Below are 18,195 nucleotides of genomic sequence, written 5' to 3'. Positions count from 1 at the left end.
CAGCTTTGACATAGTTTTTTATTTTTATGCATGTCAGGATTGTTGTATACCGACACTAAAATACAGGGACTTCGGCATGACCAATATGGTAAATAAAGCTCAAGGTTTGGGTTTAAATCTAATTACAAAAATTGCAGGTAGTGATTTACTTGATCAGTTTAAATTGCGCAAATTTATCGAAAGATCACTTTATCAAGGTTCTAAAGCTGGTTTTAAAACCTTAAGTGCAACACAAAAAGCATTTAAATCAGATTCAAATGTAACCAAACAACGTCTGCCCAATCAGCAAAAGTCCCTATTTGATCTGAGTTTGACTGAAGAACAGCAAATGACGGTGGATGCCATGGATCAATTTGCGTCCGAAGTACTTTATCAACTGGCCCATCAAGCGGATCACGACGAAAAGTTTCCAGTTGAGCTTTGGCAACACAGTACCGATTTAGGTCTAAATTATTATGCACTGCCTGAAGCTTTAGGCGGTGTTGCATCTGAAAAAAATATTGTGAGTAATATTTTAATTGCCGAACGCTTGGCTAAAGGTGATTTTTCACTTGCTGCAGGTCTGCTCTCTACTTTTAGTGTCATCAATGCAATCACACAATGGGGTTCTGAAAAAGTTCAATCTGTTTATTTAGCAAATTTTGCCAATGATACCGATATTCAAGCCACTTTTGCGGTACAAGAAGCAACCCCAGCATTTAATCCCTTACGCTTAAAAACCAAAGCGACTGCCAACAATGGACAATTCAGCATTACTGGAGAAAAAACTTTAGTGCTATTAGGTGCAACAGCAGATTTATTCCTTGTTAGTGCAGACTTTAAGGGTCAAGCGGACGTTTTCGTTGTAAAGCGAGACCCAAGTATTACAGTGAAAAAATCACCGGCAATGGGTTTAAAAGCAACTGAAACGGTAACTTTGAAGTTTGACAATACCCCTGCCCAACGTCTAGGCGACGAAGATTTTAATTACCCTGCATTTTTAGATTTAGGCAATCTAATGTGGTGTGCAATGGCTGTTGGTAGCTGTGAAGCGGTTAAAGATTACAGCATCAAATATGCCAATGAACGTACTGCATTTGGTGAACCTATCTCACACCGCCAAAGTGTGGCATTTATGATCGCAGATATGGCGATTGAAATTGATGCAATGCGTATGCTGATTTTAAATGCTGCCAGTCTTGCAGAAGCAGGACAACCCTTCCATAGAGAAGCGTATTTAGCTCGTCTACTTTGTGCAGAAAAATCCATGAAAATTGCTACAGATGGTGTGCAAATTTTAGGTGGACATGGTTTTACCAAGGAACATCCAGCTGAGCGTTGGTACCGCGACTTACGTGCAACAGCCGTTCTACATTCTGGCTTACACGCTTAACTTAGAAGATAAAGGATAAAAATCATGAATTTACAAAATCCAAAAAAATTCCAGATGCTTTTAGATCAAGCACACGAAACCGCATTGAATGTTTTACGCCCAATTTCTCGTAAATACGACAAAGCAGAACATGCCTATCCTAAAGAACTTGATATGCTGGCGTCTTTACTGGATGGTATGAACGACGGTGGTGATGGACTCAATGCTGGCGCTGCAATCAATAAACGTGGCGATATCGACAGCAATAATAAAAATGGCACCAATATGTCGACTGCCTTGGGTGTGATCGAAATGTGTTATGGCGATACAGGCCTACTGCTGACCATGCCTCGTCAAGGGCTAGGCAATTCAGCGATTGCTGCCGTCGCCAATGATGAACAGCTTGAGCGTTTTAAAGGGACATGGGCTGCGATGGCCATTACTGAACCTGGTTGTGGTTCTGACTCTGCTGCGATTCGTACAACCGCAACCAAAGATGGTGATGATTACATTCTGAACGGTGAAAAAATATTTGTCACCTCTGGGGAACGTGCTGACTCAGTCGTGGTTTGGGCAACTTTAGATAAGAAATTGGGCCGTGCTGCAATTAAATCTTTTGTTGTGCCTAAAGGTACACCTGGCATGAAAGTTGAACGCCTTGAACATAAACTTGGCATTAAGGCATCCGATACAGCGGCAATTAGTTTTATTGACTGCCGTGTCCCTGGAGCAAACTTACTCGGTAATGCAGAAATTGATGTAGCCAAAGGTTTTGCAGGCGTGATGGAAACCTTTGATAATACCCGTCCACTTGTTGCAGCCATGGCAGTGGGCTGTGCCAAAGCGTCTTTAGAACGGATTAAAGACATCTTTAAAGATGAACTAGATCCCGATTATGCAACTCCATATTTGCAAACATCTAATTTGGCTGCACAAATCTATCGGATGGAGGCAGAATGGGAAGCTGCACGCTTACTCACCATAAAAGCCACATGGATGGCAGATAACAAAAAACCAAACTCTCGTGAGGCCTCTATCGCCAAAGCTAAAGCTGGACGTATTTGTAATGAAATCACTTTAAAATGTGTAGAGCTGGCTGCCAGTGTGGGTTATAACGAAGATGAATTATTAGAAAAATGGGCGCGTGACTCAAAAATTCTAGATATTTTTGAGGGAACACAACAGATTCAACAGCTGATTATTGCCCGTCGCGAATTGGGTAAATCTTCGAGTGAATTAAAATAGTATTGCAGCAAAACCTGTAAATTTACTTAGGGTTTGTTGGCATTTCATAACTAGACGAATTGTCAACAGCCCCTATACTGTGATTCAAGTGGTAAAGTTTTGATCAGTTGAATTTTTAACTGATCACAAAAGGTAGAATTTTTGTTATAAAAATTCTACCTTTTTTATTTTCATTTACTTATGTACCAAATTAGAACGATACAAATACAAGACAATCCGTCGATCGCACAAGTTATTCGTGAAGTATCTAAAGAATTTGGCTTAGCACCTGAATCAGGCTTTGCTGTAGCCGACCCGATCTTGGATGATTTATATCAGGTATATGCTCAACCCAATGCCCAATATTGGATTATTGAGGATGCAAATGGTCGCGTTGTTGGTGGCGGAGGTCTTTCACCATTACAAGGTGATGCAACTGTTTTAGAGATTCAAAAGATGTATTTTTTGCCTGAACTTCGTGGTTTAGGATTTGCTAAGAAAATTTTAGAAAAGTGTTTTGAATTTGCGCAACAACAAGGCTTTCAGTCTTGTTATTTAGAAACCACTCAAGATTTATGGCAAGCCATTAAACTCTATGAAAAGTTAGGCTTTGAGCATTTATCGCAACCTAAAGGTAATACTGGACACAGTCATGTTTGTGAAGTTTGGATGCTTAAAACATTGCTTTAATTCGTCATAAGCTTGCTCAATTCACTTTGGTCGTATTTTCATTACTTTCAGGACATAACACAATGTTATTATGGTCTAAATCACTCGAAATTTTGAGTGATATTTCAATGCGACTTAAAAAAATGGATGATTGGCAAAACAGTCATTGAAATTGCTTAATGGTGATTTACAATGAAAAAGTTTAAATAATTTAATTTTTATGCGTAGAACATCATCATTTATGAGTATTGTGTGAAATTAAGGGAATGTATAAACAATGTTGTATTTGGAAGATTTAAATATTGGTGATCATTTTAAAAGTCGTGAGTACGAAATGACTTTGGATGAGGTTTTAGAGTTTGCACATAAGTATGATCCGCAAGTTTTCCATACTGATGCTGAAAAAGCCAAAGATCACCCGATTTTTAAAGGACTTGCTGCAAGTGGATGGCATACATCTGCCGTCACCATGCGTCTTTGGACAGAATGCTTCCCTGTTGCTTATGGCTTAATTGGTTCAGAATCAAGTTTAAGATGGCCAAAACCCACGCGTGTGGGCGATAAAATACATGTTGATGTCGAAATTGTATCTATCCAGCCCTCTAAAACAAAAAATGATCGCGCAATTGTGACCTATGTAACACAAGCAAAAAATCAAGATGACGATGTATTGCTAATTTCAACCACTAAAATTGTGGTATTTAAGCGCAATTTTGATGCACATTAATCCTAAATTTGTCTTACAATATTTAAGGGTTTTTCCATATCATGACAATATGATTAAACAAGTAAAAACAATGTTCAGAGCAATGGAAAGCACATGAAAACAGTCTCAGCTCGCCAAGATCAGGGAATTCCTGGTGTTTATGGACTATTATTATTAGATATTGTTTCTCGTTGGGGATATAGCGCAGAAACACTTTTCGCACCCTTTAATTTTACCAGCGAACAGTTAGCAGATCCTGAGTGTCGGATTCCGACACCACTTGCTAATGAATTGATTAAACACGCATTAAAACTTACAGGTGAAAGCACCTTAGGCTTTCATCTTGGTACACAAATGCGTATTTCAATCCATGGCTTTATTGGTTATGCCATCATGACAGCACACGATATTACCGATGCGCTTGTCTTAGCCAACCGCTTTATCCAGTTGCGTATGCCCTTTCTACAATTGTATTTTTCTACTTTTGGTGAAAAAGCCACACTTCAATTGCAATGTGATATCGAAATCGAACCTTTACGCACAGAAATTGTGATGGGGCTAACCTTTGGTATTATGACCATGGCAAAAGCTTTGACTGGTATTGATTATTTGCATGGCGATATCGACTTTGATTTTCCCAAGCCTGATGGTTTTGACAAATACATCGAGAAACTGGCAAAGCAATACAATATGCGTTTTGAACAGCCGCATCTCATTGCAAGTTTTGACAAATCCTACTTGGGCTTAAAAATGGTCAATGCTGACCCGATTGCCAGTCAAATTGCGATTAATCAATGTGAAGCAGAACTTTCAGCTTTGGGTGAAAGACGTCGTTTGGCGATGCGTGTACGTGATATCTTGACTCATTCGGAACAGCATTATTTAAGTATTGAAAATGTCGCAGATCGTCTGCATATGTCAGACCGTACATTAAAACGTCAGTTGGCTGCCGAAGGTACTTCTTTCTCGACACTGGTAGATGAAGTACGTTATCGCCATGCCACATCGTTACTTTCCCGTACTGACTATACACTGGAACAAATTGCAGATGAACTCGGTTATAGTGATGTTGCAAACTTTAGTCGTGCATTTAAACGCTGGAGTGGTCGTAGCCCAAGTAGTTGGCGCAAAGATCCATACTTATAATGTGATTTATCACGATTATTTGTTTCGATGAATAAGTTTATCAGTATCTCTGCTTTCTGTTTTGATTAAAAAACCTGTATAACTCGTGCCAAAAATAAATTGATTAATGGAGTCATTATGAATCATCCTTCAGATTTGAAATATGCAGCTACACATGAATGGGTAAAAATTGAAGGTGATCTTGTGATTACTGGTATTTCTGACCATGCTCAAGATGCTTTAGGCGACTTAGTCTACGTTGAAGCGCCTGAAGTGGGTAGCCATGTGGTTGCTGGTGCTCAAGCTGGTGTAGTTGAATCCGTTAAAACAGCATCTGATATTCATGCGCCTGTTTCTGGTGAAGTTGTAGAAGTGAATACTGCCCTTGAAGATGATCCAGATTTTGTGAATGATGCCCCCTATGGCAAAGGCTGGATTTATAAAATTAAACCAGACAATATTGCAGATGTTGAAAAGTTACTCAGCAATAGCGAATATGAAGCTGGTCTTTAATTTTTAAAATCCTAATGCTTAAAAATAATGTTTAAACACAAAAAGATCAGATGAGTCTGATCTTTTTGTTTATGTCGTAACGGAAAATAAGGTACATCAAGCCGTCTGCAACAAATCCTGTTTCGAAAGCTGCTCTGCAACATCCAACAACAATTGCTCCGTCTTATTCCAACCCAAACAACCATCTGTAACAGATTGACCATAAGTCATATCACAAGAGATTTTTTGATTACCATCCACCAAATGACTTTCTAGCATTACACCACGTACATGGGTTATATGTCTTTCTTCAATGATTTGCTGTAAAACCAACGGTTGCTTTAAAGGATCTTTACTGCTGTTACCATGACTACAATCAATCACCAATGCGGGTAATTTTCCTTGATGCTGCTGGCGGATCTGCTGAATCGATTCTGCATCATAGTTTGTACCCTTATTTGAACCACGTAAAATGATGTGTGCTAAAGGATTACCATGACTATGTACAATACAAGGCAATCCCTTTTGTCCCATGGCTAGAAATTGATGAGGATGACTTGCAGATTGAATTGCATCTAAAGCGATTTGAATCGAGCCATCTGTACCATTTTTAAAGCCAATACTAAAAGGCATATGACTTGAAATTTCACGATGAATTTGTGATTCACTGGTACGTGCACCAATTGCACCCCAAGCCAATAAATCATCAAAATATGCAGTTGCCATAGGGCTTAGAATTTCACTGGCGATCGGCAAGCCTTTTTCAATAATTTGTAAATACAATTGGCGTGATTTTTCTAAACCCAATTGCATATTGGCAGATCCATCTAAATTTGGATCGTATAAAAACCCTTTCCAGCCCACAGTTGTACGTGGTTTTTCAATATATGCACGCATCACTAGAAAGATCTGATCTGACACTTTTTCTTGTAATTGTATTAAGCGATCTGCGTATTCCAATGCGGATTTTTCATCATGAATAGAACATGGGCCAGTAATCACCAATAAACGGTCATCGGTACCATCGAGGATATTTTCAATTGTTTGGCGTTGCTCGGCGATTTGTAAAGCGAGCTTATGTTTTAATGCAAATTTTTCTTTTAACTCATAAGGCAAACTGAGTTGAGTTTCTATGGTTTGATTTTGTTGTAAAGCAATATTTAGTGCATTCATGATGTATTCCTTTGGACTCTCTAAAGTCCGAACTTTTATTTGAGCGTATGGGATCTATTCAAATGGGCAATCAGGTTTTTCACTTGACCAAAGTAAGTCCAATAAAAGTTGCTAAAGTATACGTAGTTAAATTTCATCATGACATTCTCCAAAATCTTTACACTTAATTGATTCAAAATATTTTTAACATTCAGATATAAAAAAACCTGATCGGTGTTGCCGATCAGGTATTAACTTTGATGGGCAACCAATTCATTGCCCGAACGACTTCAGGCAATTATCTAAAGAATTGCCAGAAATAATAAGAAGTAGCGATTACAGGTTGCTTTTTCATCTTTATGTCGTTCATAAAAATCTATATTGAATTTACAATACCTGTAGTCTGTAGACTTTTCAAGCCCTTTTTTAAAGTTTTTCTATATTTTATGTATGGAATACAAATGATTGAGTTAAGGCACAATTTAACCCAATCATTGTTGTTAATCCCAAGCCCCTTACTGCAACATTTCTTGCACTTGTTCTGCACAAATTGCTTGGCTAAATAAGAAACCTTGGCCAAATTTACAGCCCACAGCTCTTAAATTTTCAAGCTGCTGAATCGTTTCAATCCCTTCTGCAATAATATCTAAAGAAAGGATTGGACCTAATTTTGCAATCCCTTCCACTATTGCTTTAATTGACTTTTCTTCATGCATACGATTTACAAAGTTGTAGTCAATTTTTAAACTATCTACAGGGTAATCACGAATATGCGTCATCGATGAATGCCCTGTTCCAAAATCATCTAAGGCAATCCGCACGCCTTCTTGTTTAAGTTTTTTTAACGCGCGAATGACATATTCATAGCCACGATCAGCCAAGACATGTTCAGTAATCTCGACTTCAACAAGATGATGTGGAATGGCATACTGGGTTAAGCGCTTTAATAAAATTTCAGCATAATTATCCCGCATAAACTCTACAGGTGAGGCATTGATTGAAATCGGTACAACGTTAAAGCCTTGCTTGATCCAATGAGAAATATCTGTAAATATTTTATCGTGCATGGTTTCGCTGATTTTAGTCGCTAACTCAAAATCATTAAATGCTTCAGCAACAGTCGCAGGTAAATAAACATTGCCCTCTACATCTCGCCATCTGAGTAATGCTTCAAAACCAATAATTGAGCAATCATCCAGTTTCACTTTAGGTTGGTAAAATGGTTCAATTTGATTGTTACGGATAATTTGGCGCGCTGTATTTAATTGCTTGGCTTTACTTTGGGCAATTTCAAACATGTCTACACCAAACATACGAATACCACCACGACCCCGTTCTTTAAGGTCATTTAAAGCAGCATCTGCACATTTCAACAATCCTGAACCATCTTTGGCATCATGCGGATAAATTGAACCGCCGATACTCATACCACCATTCAGCAATTTACCGCTATAAGTAATAGGCGCATCGAGTTGTTGTAATAATTTTTTGGAAACAGCCTCAATCTGTGCATGACTTTCCACATGGTCAATCACCACCGCAAACTCATCCCCCCCGAGTCTTGAGATATAGGTATTCTCATCTAAACAATGCGCAAGGCGTTTAGACAAAACCTTAAGTAAATGATCACCAGCAGAATGACCCAATGTGTCATTAATATGTTTAAAATGATCTAAATCAATCAGTAACAATCCAATTTTGCTTCGATTTTCTCTGGCTTTAGAGATTGATGCCTTTAATCTTCTTTTAAATGCACGACGATTCATCAAACTCGTCATTTCATCAAATTCACAGATCACTCTGAGTTTTTCTTCGGCAATACGTTGTTTGGTTATATCTCGAGAAACACATAAAATACTGGTGGTTTGACCATTTTCATTGACAACAGGGGTTAAAATATTGTCCCAATACATGGTTAAATTACCAAAGACACTTTTACCTGCAAATCTGGCGTTTTTCCCTTTTGCCGCTTCTTTAATGGCTTTTTTGCCCTGCTCACGCACTTCTGGTGGCAATAGTCCAAGCCATTCCATACCAAAAGTTTTTACTTTTTCTTGTCCTAGTAATGCAATACAACCAGATTTATTCATATGTGACACATAACCATCTGGTGTAATAATTTTGATACAGTCAACACTGACATCAAGCATATCTGTATTGGCTTTTAGGGACTCACTGGTTTCACGTAATAACGTTGCACGTTCATGAATATTGGTGCAGGTTATGGTCCAATCAAAAAACTGTTGTTTATAAACCGTACTTTGAGCAATCAGCAAAAACCATTGATAGTCGCCATTCACATGACGGATACGACATTCTTTTTCAAAACGTTGACCAGTTTTCTGCGCTGTTATCCAAATATTATAGATATGTTCTGCATCATCAGGATGTAAGCATTTAATCCAATCGGAATCGCATATATTATGCGTATCTACACCAATAAATTCTTTTAATGGAGTATTACAATAGCCAATCCCTAATTTTGTCACCCAAATAAGGTGGGGTATCAGATCTAAAGCTTCTTTGACTTCATTCAAAATTTGTGCAGATCGAGGAGTTATAGACTTTGGAAATGAACCCACCTGATTCAAACTCGAATGCAAAGGTAAATAAATGCCTGCCATAAATTAATCCTATCTATCAACGCAAAAATTAAGATAAACCATTGTTCAAACTTATATGTATTTTAAATAACCACAGCTTCTTGTATAACCCAAGTGTCGAGTCGTTATTTTTTTAAAAAAACCATGTGATATAAGTCACACTTTAGCCAATAAGTTTAAATTGTATACAATAATGTTTATAAAATCTATTCTTTTAAGTTTTTAGGTGTGTTTCAAATTTATGACAAACCTATGTTTATTTAAATTATCTTTAAATATCAAACTGATAAATAAATTTTATATTTTGTAATATGAGAAAAAATCCCCCTGTTATGATTTATTCTAAAGAGACTCAATTCCATGATCGAGTTCTGCACTTATTTACAATAATCTTAACAATATTCATAAAAAAATCAATCATTGCGTAATTTTCAAGCATATTAAAGAAAATTATTTTAAAAAACTAAATAAATAATCATCGTGATTAAATCGCATAATTATTGAACAAAAATTTAAATCATTATCATTTAATAAATATATTTTAATTTAAGCAATTTACTTAAAATAATTTAAAGGTAATTTTAAATAACGAATACCATTTATTTCAGGCTCAGGAAATTGACCTGCATTCATATTGATTTGAATGGCTGGAAGGATCAATTTCGGCATAGCCAATGTAGCATCACGCTGTTCCCGCATCGCAATAAAGGCTTGTTTAGTTACCCCTGTATGGATATGGATGTTTTCTTCACGTTGGCTCTTAATGTCTGTTTGGCAATGATAATCTAGGCGTGATTCTGACAGGTAATCATGACATAAATACAACCGAGTATGCTCTGCTAAGTTAAAAATTTTCATTACAGAATCATAAAGTTGTGCCGCACTGCCCTTTGGAAAATCACAACGCGCTGTGCCATAATCAGGCATAAACAAAGTATCACCAACAAAGGCTGCATCACCAATCACATAGGTCAAACAAGCTGGGGTATGACCAGGCGTAGGGAGATTATATGCCTCTAACTCGCCAATCTTAAAAATCTCATGATCTTTAAATAAATAATCAAAGGAATGCTGTGCTTTTAAAGCCTGATAATCAAGATTATAAATTTGACTAAAAATATCTTGAACAGTCACAATTTTTTCACTTATGGCGATTTGACCACCTAACTGTTCTTTTAAATATTGTGATGCTGTTAAATGATCTGCATGTACATGTGTTTCAAGAATCCACTGCACTGTAAGATGATGTTTTTGAATATACTGAATAATATGGTCTGCATGTATTGTTGATGTTGTTGCAGATGCCGCATCATAATCCAATACACTGTCAATAATGGCACAGTATTGAGTTGCAGGATCAACCACCACATAACTAAAGGTATTACTGGCTTCATCAAAAAAATCTTGTACAAATGGATTCATAAAAAATTATGCTCCTGTCACTTTGCGATGAATCAATACGCCAAACAGCATGGCAACAATAAAATATAGGGCTTGATAATAACCTAAACCAATCAATGTAAATGCGGGTGCTGGACAAATTCCAGCAATTCCCCAACCTATACCAAAAATGAAAGCGCCTGCAATTAACTTTGTATCGAGTTGGGTATTTTTTGGTAATTCGATCACTTCATTAAACACAGTCACAGGATGACGTATCGCTTTTTGAAAAGGAATAAATGCGACTACAATTGCACCGATCATCACAAAAGCCAGACTTGGATCCCACTGGCCAAATATATCTAGAAAACCGATGACTTTTGCTGGATTCGACATGCCTGAAAGCATTAAACCTACAGAAAATAGCCCGCCAAAGATAAATGCAAAGATATTTTTCATGATTAAGCTCCAATCACATGACGCATCACATACACTGTGATAAATCCAGCCAGCATAAAGGTACAAGTCGCAACAATTGAGCGTTTAGACAAACGACTTATCCCACAAATTCCATGACCACTGGTACAGCCTGAACCTAATCGTGTGCCAAAGCCAACCAATAGACCTGCGATGACAAGTAAAATTGGGCTTGTCGTTAGCATCACGATTTCAGGATTAAAAATCACTCCATAGATAAATGGTGTGCTGAATAAGCCCAATAAAAACCACAAAGCAGGTGTTTTAAAAATTCTGTGTGGATTGAGGACTTGTGCAATTAGACCACTTACCCCAGCAACACGACCATTTACAAATAAGTAGCCAACTACAGCCAGCCCAAGTAGAACTCCACCCAAAAAGGCCAGTATAAAATCATGCATTGCTTTAAACCCATACAATATATGTTTTTATAATATATATTTATTTAAATTAATCAACCTCATCTTCAGATAAGGATATATAGAAATATGCAAATCAAAGGCATAACTGCAAATACAATCTCTATATGATTAGCTACGAATTGCACAGCCTAATTTTTAATTTTGATTTAAATCTCTGAATAGCTTTATTCATATTTATAATGAACAATCAATAGCTTATAATTTATTTTAATTTTTAATATTTTGCCAATAAACTTCGTTTATCAGTCCTTTTTAATACGATAAATCAACATAAAATCCCCTCATTCTTGCCTTATTCCAAAGTAAGAAGAAATTTTTAATACCAATATGTTTCACTCAACATGATCTTTTTTTGCTTTATCAAACAGATCTAATCTTCAAATTAATTAAATTCACTCAATACTTTGTCTACAAACCATTTAGGGAAATGCTCTACAACAGGATTTAGTTTTAGTACTTCAGCCTTTTCAATCTCTGCAATAAAAGCTGCTTTTTCACCGTGACTTGAATTATCAAAAATATATGCACGATCTGAGGCTTCAATTGCCAACATCAATAAATCTAAACTACGGTAATAGCGCTCACAGATTTTCTGCACTGGTACAGCATGACCACCTGTAGCGACCCGATATTGCACACGTCCAATATTAATTTTTGGGTCAACGGTTGCCACATAGTACAGATACGTTTTAAAGCCTTGTTTCTGGGCTTCACGTAGAAACTCTACTTTGCTGATATGCGACATCACAGTTTCAAAAGTGAAACTCATTTTTAACCTTAAAAATTCCATCCGAATAAAATCGATAATGCGTGCGCAAAGATAGGAGTCGATTTCATCTCGGTTAAATATAATGAGTCCATCCACAATTTGTGGTTTTGAGGATAATAGCGGCACGACTTGGTCATTCTTTTTACGTTTTTTTTGTTTTAAAAATTTCAGTAACGCTGCGCTAGATAAATCATGATGATAATCATCTAAGCACAAACTTTGAGTCGCAGATAATTGTTTTTCAAGCTCATCTGCATTTAAATATGCCCCAATCTGATGGGGCGCTAAATAGTCTTTAATTGTGCTTTTACCTGATCCGTTTGGACCAGCAAACATTCTTATTCTCGGCTGTCGCATATAAAGTTATGCCATCACCTCTTGTTTCTTTTTACGTTTTAACACACTGTGTTTAAGCTTGGGAACCACATAGGCAGAAGATAAATCTTCAACAATTTTGATTTCACCATTGCGTTGTTGGACCAGCTGTTGATCTTTTACATAAGTGATTGTAGCGCTTGACTGACTTGCATGATTAAATGCCGCACTAAACGCATCGATAGCAAGCACTGGAATTGTTGCTTCCTCACGTAATGTCGTCTTCATTGCTGTAAATGTCGTCATGTCAAATATCCTCAGCTTGATTTTTAGCTGTAGTTACATCTTAACATATCACTTATTATTGTCTATTTATTCAACTGTAAACAGAGAAAATCTAGTTCTGTAGAAAGTTAAAACAGAATGTGAAGATATATTCACAAAATTGATTTAGAAATTCATCAAAAAACATAAGCTAAAAGCCATACGACATGCACTGACACAGTTATACTGTATTAAATAATGGATGGAACCTACCGATGTCTAGTGATCTTGAAATTGATGTAATGCGTGAATCAGCTGCATCAGTCGTGACTATTTTAAAATCTTTAGCCAATACAGATCGCTTACTCATTTTATGCCATCTTGCTCAAGAAGAGTTAAATGTTTCGCAAATAGAAGAAAAAACTCAGATTAATCAACCGACGCTCTCTCAACAATTGATGATGTTACGTAAAAGTGATGTTGTTTCAACACGTCGTGATGGGAAGCAAATTTATTATTCTATTAAAGATCAAAAACTGACAGTGGTATTAACAACCTTATATGATTTGTATTGCCCACAGGTTTAATACACATCTTAGCGTCTAGATAAATTTAAAATAAAAACAAACAATTCAGTATATAAGTTAGCTGTCGCTATTTTTCTTAGCATTTTTTCTGCATAATATATATGAAAATATGCTAATGAAGTTCCAATGGCTGCCCCAAAAGTTCAACTCAGTAAAATACTCCCTGCATGGCAATGGCTGCAAGACTATAATGTCCCTAAATTTAGGGCTGATCTACTTGCTGCTTTAATCGTCATTGCAATGCTTGTACCTCAAGGTATGGCTTATGCCATGGTTGCTGGGTTGCCTCCTGTGACTGGCTTATATGCCAGTATTTTACCCATGATCATCTATGCCATTGTGGGTGGCAGTCCAACGCTTTCTATTGGTCCTGTTGCACTGATTTCCATGATGACCTTTGCTACGCTTGAACCGCTCTATGAGGTGGGTTCACCTGTATATATTCAAGCAGCATGTTTATTGGCACTTCTCGTCGGCATACTTTCAAGTTTACTGGGAATTTTTAGATTCGGCTTTTTAATCCGTTTAATCAGCCATCCTGTGATTAAGAGTTTTATCATCGCATCCGCAGTATTGATTGCACTCAGCCAAGTTAAGTTTATGCTCGATGTTCCCTTAAAATCAGGCAATATTATCGAGTTTATTCAAAGCATATGGCAATACATTAGCTTTACCAGTATTGAGACTTTAATTTTTGGTGTCTGTGCGATTCTGTTTTTGATTTACATCCCTGTTTTTTTTAAATCTAAGTTATGCCAATCTTATGCACATTCTCTACAATTCTGGGTGAAAGCACTGCCCTTGGTTCTGGTGTTTATTTCGATTGCGTTAATACATTTCCTGCATATAGACCAATTTGGTATCAAAACCGTGGGTGAGATTCCTTCAGGATTTCCACCAATTGCCATGCCTTACTGGCGTTGGGATTTGGTGATCCAGCTTTTACCCGGTGCAGCGATGATTACCATGGTGAGTTTTGTCGAATCTATTTCTATTGCACAGACCACAGCATTTCAACAACGTAGTGAGCTCAATAGTAATCAAGAGCTGATTGCACTGGGTTTAGCCAATTTTAGTGCAGGTGTCACGTCAGCATTTCCTGTGACTGGCAGTTTATCACGTACAGTGGTTAATGCAGATGCAGGCGCAAAAACACCTATGGCTGGTGTGTTATCTTCAATTTTTATCGTGATTGTGAATTTATATTTTACCGGTTTATTTAAACAACTTCCTTTAGCGATTCTCGCTGTCACCATTATGGTATCCATTTGGAAATTGGTTGATTTTAAACCCTTCATTGAAACATGGCGTTATTCCAAAGCCGATGGGATTGCCATGTGGGTCACATTCTTTGGGGTGTTGTGTATCGATATTTCAACAGGTTTGATTATTGGTATTGTTTCTACATTTTTATTGCTGTTATGGCGTATTAGCCGTCCACATATTGCCGTCATTGGCTTAGTTGAAGGCACGCAACATTTCCGCAATATTTCAAGACATGATGTTTTGACCAGTACCAATATTGTGTCTATTCGTATAGATGAAAATCTAAGTTTTTTAAATGCCAATACCTTAAAAGAATTTATCATTTTAGAAGTCAGTAAACACCCAGCACTACATCATGTGGTGATCAATTGCTCAAGTATTAGTAATATTGATGCAAGTGCTTTAGAAACTCTGGAAGAAATCAACAGTGATTTAAATAAATTAAAAATTCAAATGCATCTCACGGAAGTCAAAGGTCCAGTCATGGATCGTTTAAAACAGTCCAATTTAATTAAACAGCTCAGTGGAAATATTTATTTAACGCATTACCAAGCCATGCATCAATTGGATGCCCAAACTTTTAGTTAAATAATCGTTTAAATTATCAACATTTTTTATTATGATTGCTGAAAAAGCTATATATTTTTTAATATCTTAATTTTTATGGCGAAATTGTATTATTTAAGTTTTCGCTTTTAGGTATAGAATACGCGGCTTGTTCATCGATTTTAGACCAGTTTAGGCATAAAGGTTCAACATGTTTGCTGTCCTAGCACGTTTAAGTTTAGTTACTCGTATTCTTATTGCCATTATTCTTGGTTTTATAGTTGCGTATCTATTCCCCAATTCAGCCCAATATTTCATTATTTTAGGCGAGCTTTTTATTAAAGCATTAAAATCCATTGCACCAATTCTTGTATTTGTCTTGGTTCTTTCATCTATTGCTAACTTTAAAGTTGGTGAAGGCGCGAGTAACTTAAAACCAATTCTTGGATTATATGCAATTGGAATGTTACTGGCTGCGATTAGTGCCATTACGATTAGCACAATGTTTCCAAGTACTTTGGTTTTTGCACATGCAAGCGAAGTGACTTTACAGCCACCGGGTAGCGTAGCAGAAGTATTAAAAAATCTACTCCTTAGTTTTATTACCAATCCAATAACGGCTTTACACGAGGCAAATTTTATTGGCATTTTAGCTTGGGCTGTAGGCTTAGGTGCGGCACTTCGTCACGGTTCAGAAACCACTCAACAAGTGATTACAGATATTGCGGATGCGACGAATGCCATTATTCGTGTGGTGATTGCTTTTGCTCCTGTGGGGATTTTTGGCTTAGTTGTTGCAACATTTGCGCAAGCAGGTTTAGAAACCTTAAAAAACTACGCACACTTGATTGCTGTACTCGTTGGTACCATGCTTTTTGTAGCCCTCATCATCAATCCATTGATTGTTGGTTTTGTGATGCGTAAAAACCCATATCCTTTGGTTTTAAAATGCTTAAGAGAAAGTGGAATCACTGCGTTCTTTACCCGTAGTTCTGCGGCAAATATTCCAGTAAACCTTGACTTGGCAAAGCGCTTAGGGGTAAATGATACTACTGCTAACGTTGCGATCCCATTAGGTGCAACAATTAACATGGCAGGTGCAGCGGTAACAATTACCGTGCTCACCCTCGCTGCTGTGCATACACTTGGTATTCAAGTTGATATCGTCACTATGGTGATCTTATCTGTAGTTTCTGTGGTAACGGCTTGTGGTGCATCTGGTGTTGCTGGTGGTTCTCTGTTGTTAATTCCCGTGGCTTGTGGTTTATTTGGTATTCCTTCAGAAATCTCAATGCAAGTAATTGCAATTGGTATGGTGATTAGTGTGCTTCAAGACTCAACAGAAACAGCATTGAATTCCTCGACTGATGTCTTATTTACAGCAGCAGTTGATCTTTCTAAAAAGTAATATACAAGGTATATGAATAAAAAGAAGGAATTATGCCTCTACAGTATTTGCCCGTTTGGATTCAACTAGGTGCGTTTATGCTTGCAGTCAATGCAGGCATAATTAATGTGCTTGGTTTAATTACCGTCCTTCATCAATCCATCTCTCATATGACGGGCAATGCCAGTTTATTTGCGCAAGCACTGATTCATCAACAATATGATCATGTGCTTTACCTTTTCTTGGTCATGCTCAGTTATGTGATTGGATCAAGTTATAGTGGCTTTATTTTAGGCAATAGCAATTTTAAACTGGGTCGTAGATATGGCGTTCCACTCAGTCTTGTCAGTGTGTTTATTTTGCTTTGCTGGTTATTTATTCCTTATTATCCAAAATATGCTTTACTCTGGGCAAGTACCGCAATGGGGATGCAAAATGCCATGGTCAGCCACTATAAAGGCACCATTATTCGCACTACACATCTTTCAGGGGTTTTAACTGATCTTGGTTTGGCTTTAGGCTATCTGTTTCGAGGACTCGGTATTGAAAAGCGCCGTGTTACATTACATTTATTGATTCTTTGCGGATTTATTCTGGGTGGGCTGATTGCCAGTATCGTGTATCCTTATTTACAATTAAATTCATTCCTTATCCCTGCTGGATTAAGTTTAATACTCAGCTTAACGTATTGGTTTATTTATTTTCGGCATGGTTCGAAACACATTTAATGGTTGGTTATTGTTATGGTCAAAAACGCATTGCAAGCACAGTTACTCAAAGCTGGCTTAGTGGATAATAAAAAAGCAAAGAAATTGTCAAAGCAGGCACAGCACGAGCAACGTACAGGTCAGAGTAATGAAGCTGAGCTTAAAGCTAAAATTGAACAAGACAAACAAGAGAAAATCAGTAAAGACCAAGCGCTGAATCAAGAGAAACAACGCATTTTAGATGAAAAAGCCTTAAAAGCTTCAATTATCCAAATGATTGGTCAACATAAAATCACAGATACAGATGGCGATGCGGTCTATCAGTTTATCGATGGTTCGGTTAAGAAAATCTATATCAATCAGCAAGTTTATAATGCCTTGGTTTCAGGCAGTTTGGTGATTGCACATGACAATAATGATGCCTACGCAATTTTACCCAAAGCTTTGGGTGAACGTATCAATGAAAAAATGACTGGATTTATTATTGTCAATAATTCTGAGAAGAATGAACAAGTGACAGATGAGGAAGATCCTTATGCTGCTTATGTTATTCCAGATGATTTGATGTGGTAATCCCCTGTTCTATTTTTCAGTTTATATTTTTAGAAATTTCATCAGCCTAATGCTTCAATCATTAGGCTTTTTTTTGATTTAAATAAAAAAAATTCAGCATTAAATTTATTTTTCATCCATGCACTTTTCCTCAAAATTTCTACATAATTGTGCGCTAATCTTACGCGAAATTACATAAAC

The 18,195-nt window shown here is 37.0% G+C and carries 18 protein-coding genes; 11 read left to right on the top strand and 7 right to left on the bottom strand.

Going from position 1 to position 18,195, the window contains the following annotated elements; translation table 11 throughout:
* Positions 1–85: 85 nt before the first annotated feature.
* The 6 genes from L3V46_RS09940 (at position 86) to gcvH (ending at position 5,588) form a co-directional block, all read left to right on the top strand.
* Positions 86–1,372, top strand: a complete 1,287-nt coding sequence (locus L3V46_RS09940; RefSeq protein ID WP_171077799.1) for an acyl-CoA dehydrogenase family protein — start codon at positions 86–88, stop codon at positions 1,370–1,372.
* Positions 1,373–1,396: 24 nt separating this feature from the next.
* Positions 1,397–2,596 carry an acyl-CoA dehydrogenase family protein gene (locus L3V46_RS09935; protein WP_004720264.1) on the top strand — a complete coding sequence of 400 codons (1,200 nt, stop codon included), beginning with the start codon at positions 1,397–1,399 and terminating at the stop codon, positions 2,594–2,596.
* 180 nt (positions 2,597–2,776) lie between these two features.
* Positions 2,777–3,265, top strand: coding sequence for a GNAT family N-acetyltransferase (locus L3V46_RS09930; RefSeq protein WP_096734191.1), 489 nt, complete (start codon positions 2,777–2,779; stop codon positions 3,263–3,265).
* A 256-nt stretch (positions 3,266–3,521) separates the two neighbouring features.
* Positions 3,522–3,971 carry a MaoC family dehydratase gene (locus L3V46_RS09925; RefSeq protein WP_004720258.1) on the top strand — a complete coding sequence of 150 codons (450 nt, stop codon included), beginning with the start codon at positions 3,522–3,524 and terminating at the stop codon, positions 3,969–3,971.
* A gap of 93 nt (positions 3,972–4,064) precedes the next feature.
* Complete coding sequence (locus L3V46_RS09920; RefSeq protein ID WP_004720255.1) at positions 4,065–5,096, top strand: AraC family transcriptional regulator; 1,032 nt, start codon at positions 4,065–4,067, stop codon at positions 5,094–5,096.
* Positions 5,097–5,213: 117 nt separating this feature from the next.
* Positions 5,214–5,588, top strand: a complete 375-nt coding sequence (gcvH, locus tag L3V46_RS09915; protein ID WP_239045573.1) for a glycine cleavage system protein GcvH — start codon at positions 5,214–5,216, stop codon at positions 5,586–5,588.
* A 96-nt stretch (positions 5,589–5,684) separates the two neighbouring features.
* Here the strand turns inward: gcvH and L3V46_RS09910 are convergent, their stop codons facing one another.
* From L3V46_RS09910 to L3V46_RS09880, 7 genes are all read right to left on the bottom strand, one after another.
* Entirely contained in the window at positions 5,685–6,740 is a 1,056-nt protein-coding gene (locus L3V46_RS09910) for a 3-deoxy-7-phosphoheptulonate synthase (RefSeq protein ID WP_239045572.1), read from the bottom strand.
* 494 nt (positions 6,741–7,234) lie between these two features.
* Positions 7,235–9,343, bottom strand: coding sequence for a bifunctional diguanylate cyclase/phosphodiesterase (locus tag L3V46_RS09905; protein WP_239045571.1), 2,109 nt, complete (start codon positions 9,341–9,343; stop codon positions 7,235–7,237).
* A 534-nt stretch (positions 9,344–9,877) separates the two neighbouring features.
* Entirely contained in the window at positions 9,878–10,744 is an 867-nt protein-coding gene (locus L3V46_RS09900; protein WP_239045570.1) for an MBL fold metallo-hydrolase, read from the bottom strand.
* Positions 10,745–10,750: 6 nt separating this feature from the next.
* Positions 10,751–11,161, bottom strand: coding sequence for a DUF6691 family protein (locus L3V46_RS09895; RefSeq protein WP_239045569.1), 411 nt, complete (start codon positions 11,159–11,161; stop codon positions 10,751–10,753).
* A gap of 2 nt (positions 11,162–11,163) precedes the next feature.
* Positions 11,164–11,580, bottom strand: coding sequence for a YeeE/YedE family protein (locus L3V46_RS09890; RefSeq protein WP_151802199.1), 417 nt, complete (start codon positions 11,578–11,580; stop codon positions 11,164–11,166).
* Positions 11,581–11,983: 403 nt separating this feature from the next.
* Positions 11,984–12,727: a zeta toxin gene (locus tag L3V46_RS09885; protein ID WP_034616794.1), complete on the bottom strand. Its 744-nt coding sequence runs from the start codon at positions 12,725–12,727 to the stop codon at positions 11,984–11,986.
* Between the two features lie 6 nt (positions 12,728–12,733).
* The gene (locus tag L3V46_RS09880) at positions 12,734–12,991 is read right to left on the bottom strand and encodes a hypothetical protein (RefSeq protein ID WP_239045568.1); all 258 of its coding nucleotides are present in this window, start codon (positions 12,989–12,991) and stop codon (positions 12,734–12,736) included.
* Positions 12,992–13,224: 233 nt separating this feature from the next.
* On the opposite strand from L3V46_RS09880, the gene L3V46_RS09875 reads away from it, so the two are divergent.
* The 5 genes from L3V46_RS09875 (at position 13,225) to L3V46_RS09855 (ending at position 18,015) form a co-directional block, all read left to right on the top strand.
* The gene (locus tag L3V46_RS09875) at positions 13,225–13,536 is read left to right on the top strand and encodes a metalloregulator ArsR/SmtB family transcription factor (RefSeq protein WP_004720219.1); all 312 of its coding nucleotides are present in this window, start codon (positions 13,225–13,227) and stop codon (positions 13,534–13,536) included.
* Positions 13,537–13,662: 126 nt separating this feature from the next.
* Entirely contained in the window at positions 13,663–15,390 is a 1,728-nt protein-coding gene (gene sulP / locus L3V46_RS09870; RefSeq protein WP_239045567.1) for a sulfate permease, read from the top strand.
* Between the two features lie 169 nt (positions 15,391–15,559).
* Complete coding sequence (gene sstT, locus L3V46_RS09865) at positions 15,560–16,756, top strand: serine/threonine transporter SstT (RefSeq protein ID WP_034616787.1); 1,197 nt, start codon at positions 15,560–15,562, stop codon at positions 16,754–16,756.
* A gap of 32 nt (positions 16,757–16,788) precedes the next feature.
* Entirely contained in the window at positions 16,789–17,463 is a 675-nt protein-coding gene (locus L3V46_RS09860; protein ID WP_004821751.1) for a YoaK family protein, read from the top strand.
* A gap of 15 nt (positions 17,464–17,478) precedes the next feature.
* The gene (locus L3V46_RS09855; protein WP_004821753.1) at positions 17,479–18,015 is read left to right on the top strand and encodes a DUF2058 domain-containing protein; all 537 of its coding nucleotides are present in this window, start codon (positions 17,479–17,481) and stop codon (positions 18,013–18,015) included.
* Positions 18,016–18,195: the final 180 nt, after the last annotated feature.

Origin of the sequence: Acinetobacter sp. AG3 (genome assembly GCF_022343575.1) — a bacterium.
Lineage (GTDB): Bacteria > Pseudomonadota > Gammaproteobacteria > Pseudomonadales > Moraxellaceae > Acinetobacter > Acinetobacter guillouiae.
This window is presented reverse-complemented; position numbering and strand designations above follow the sequence as displayed.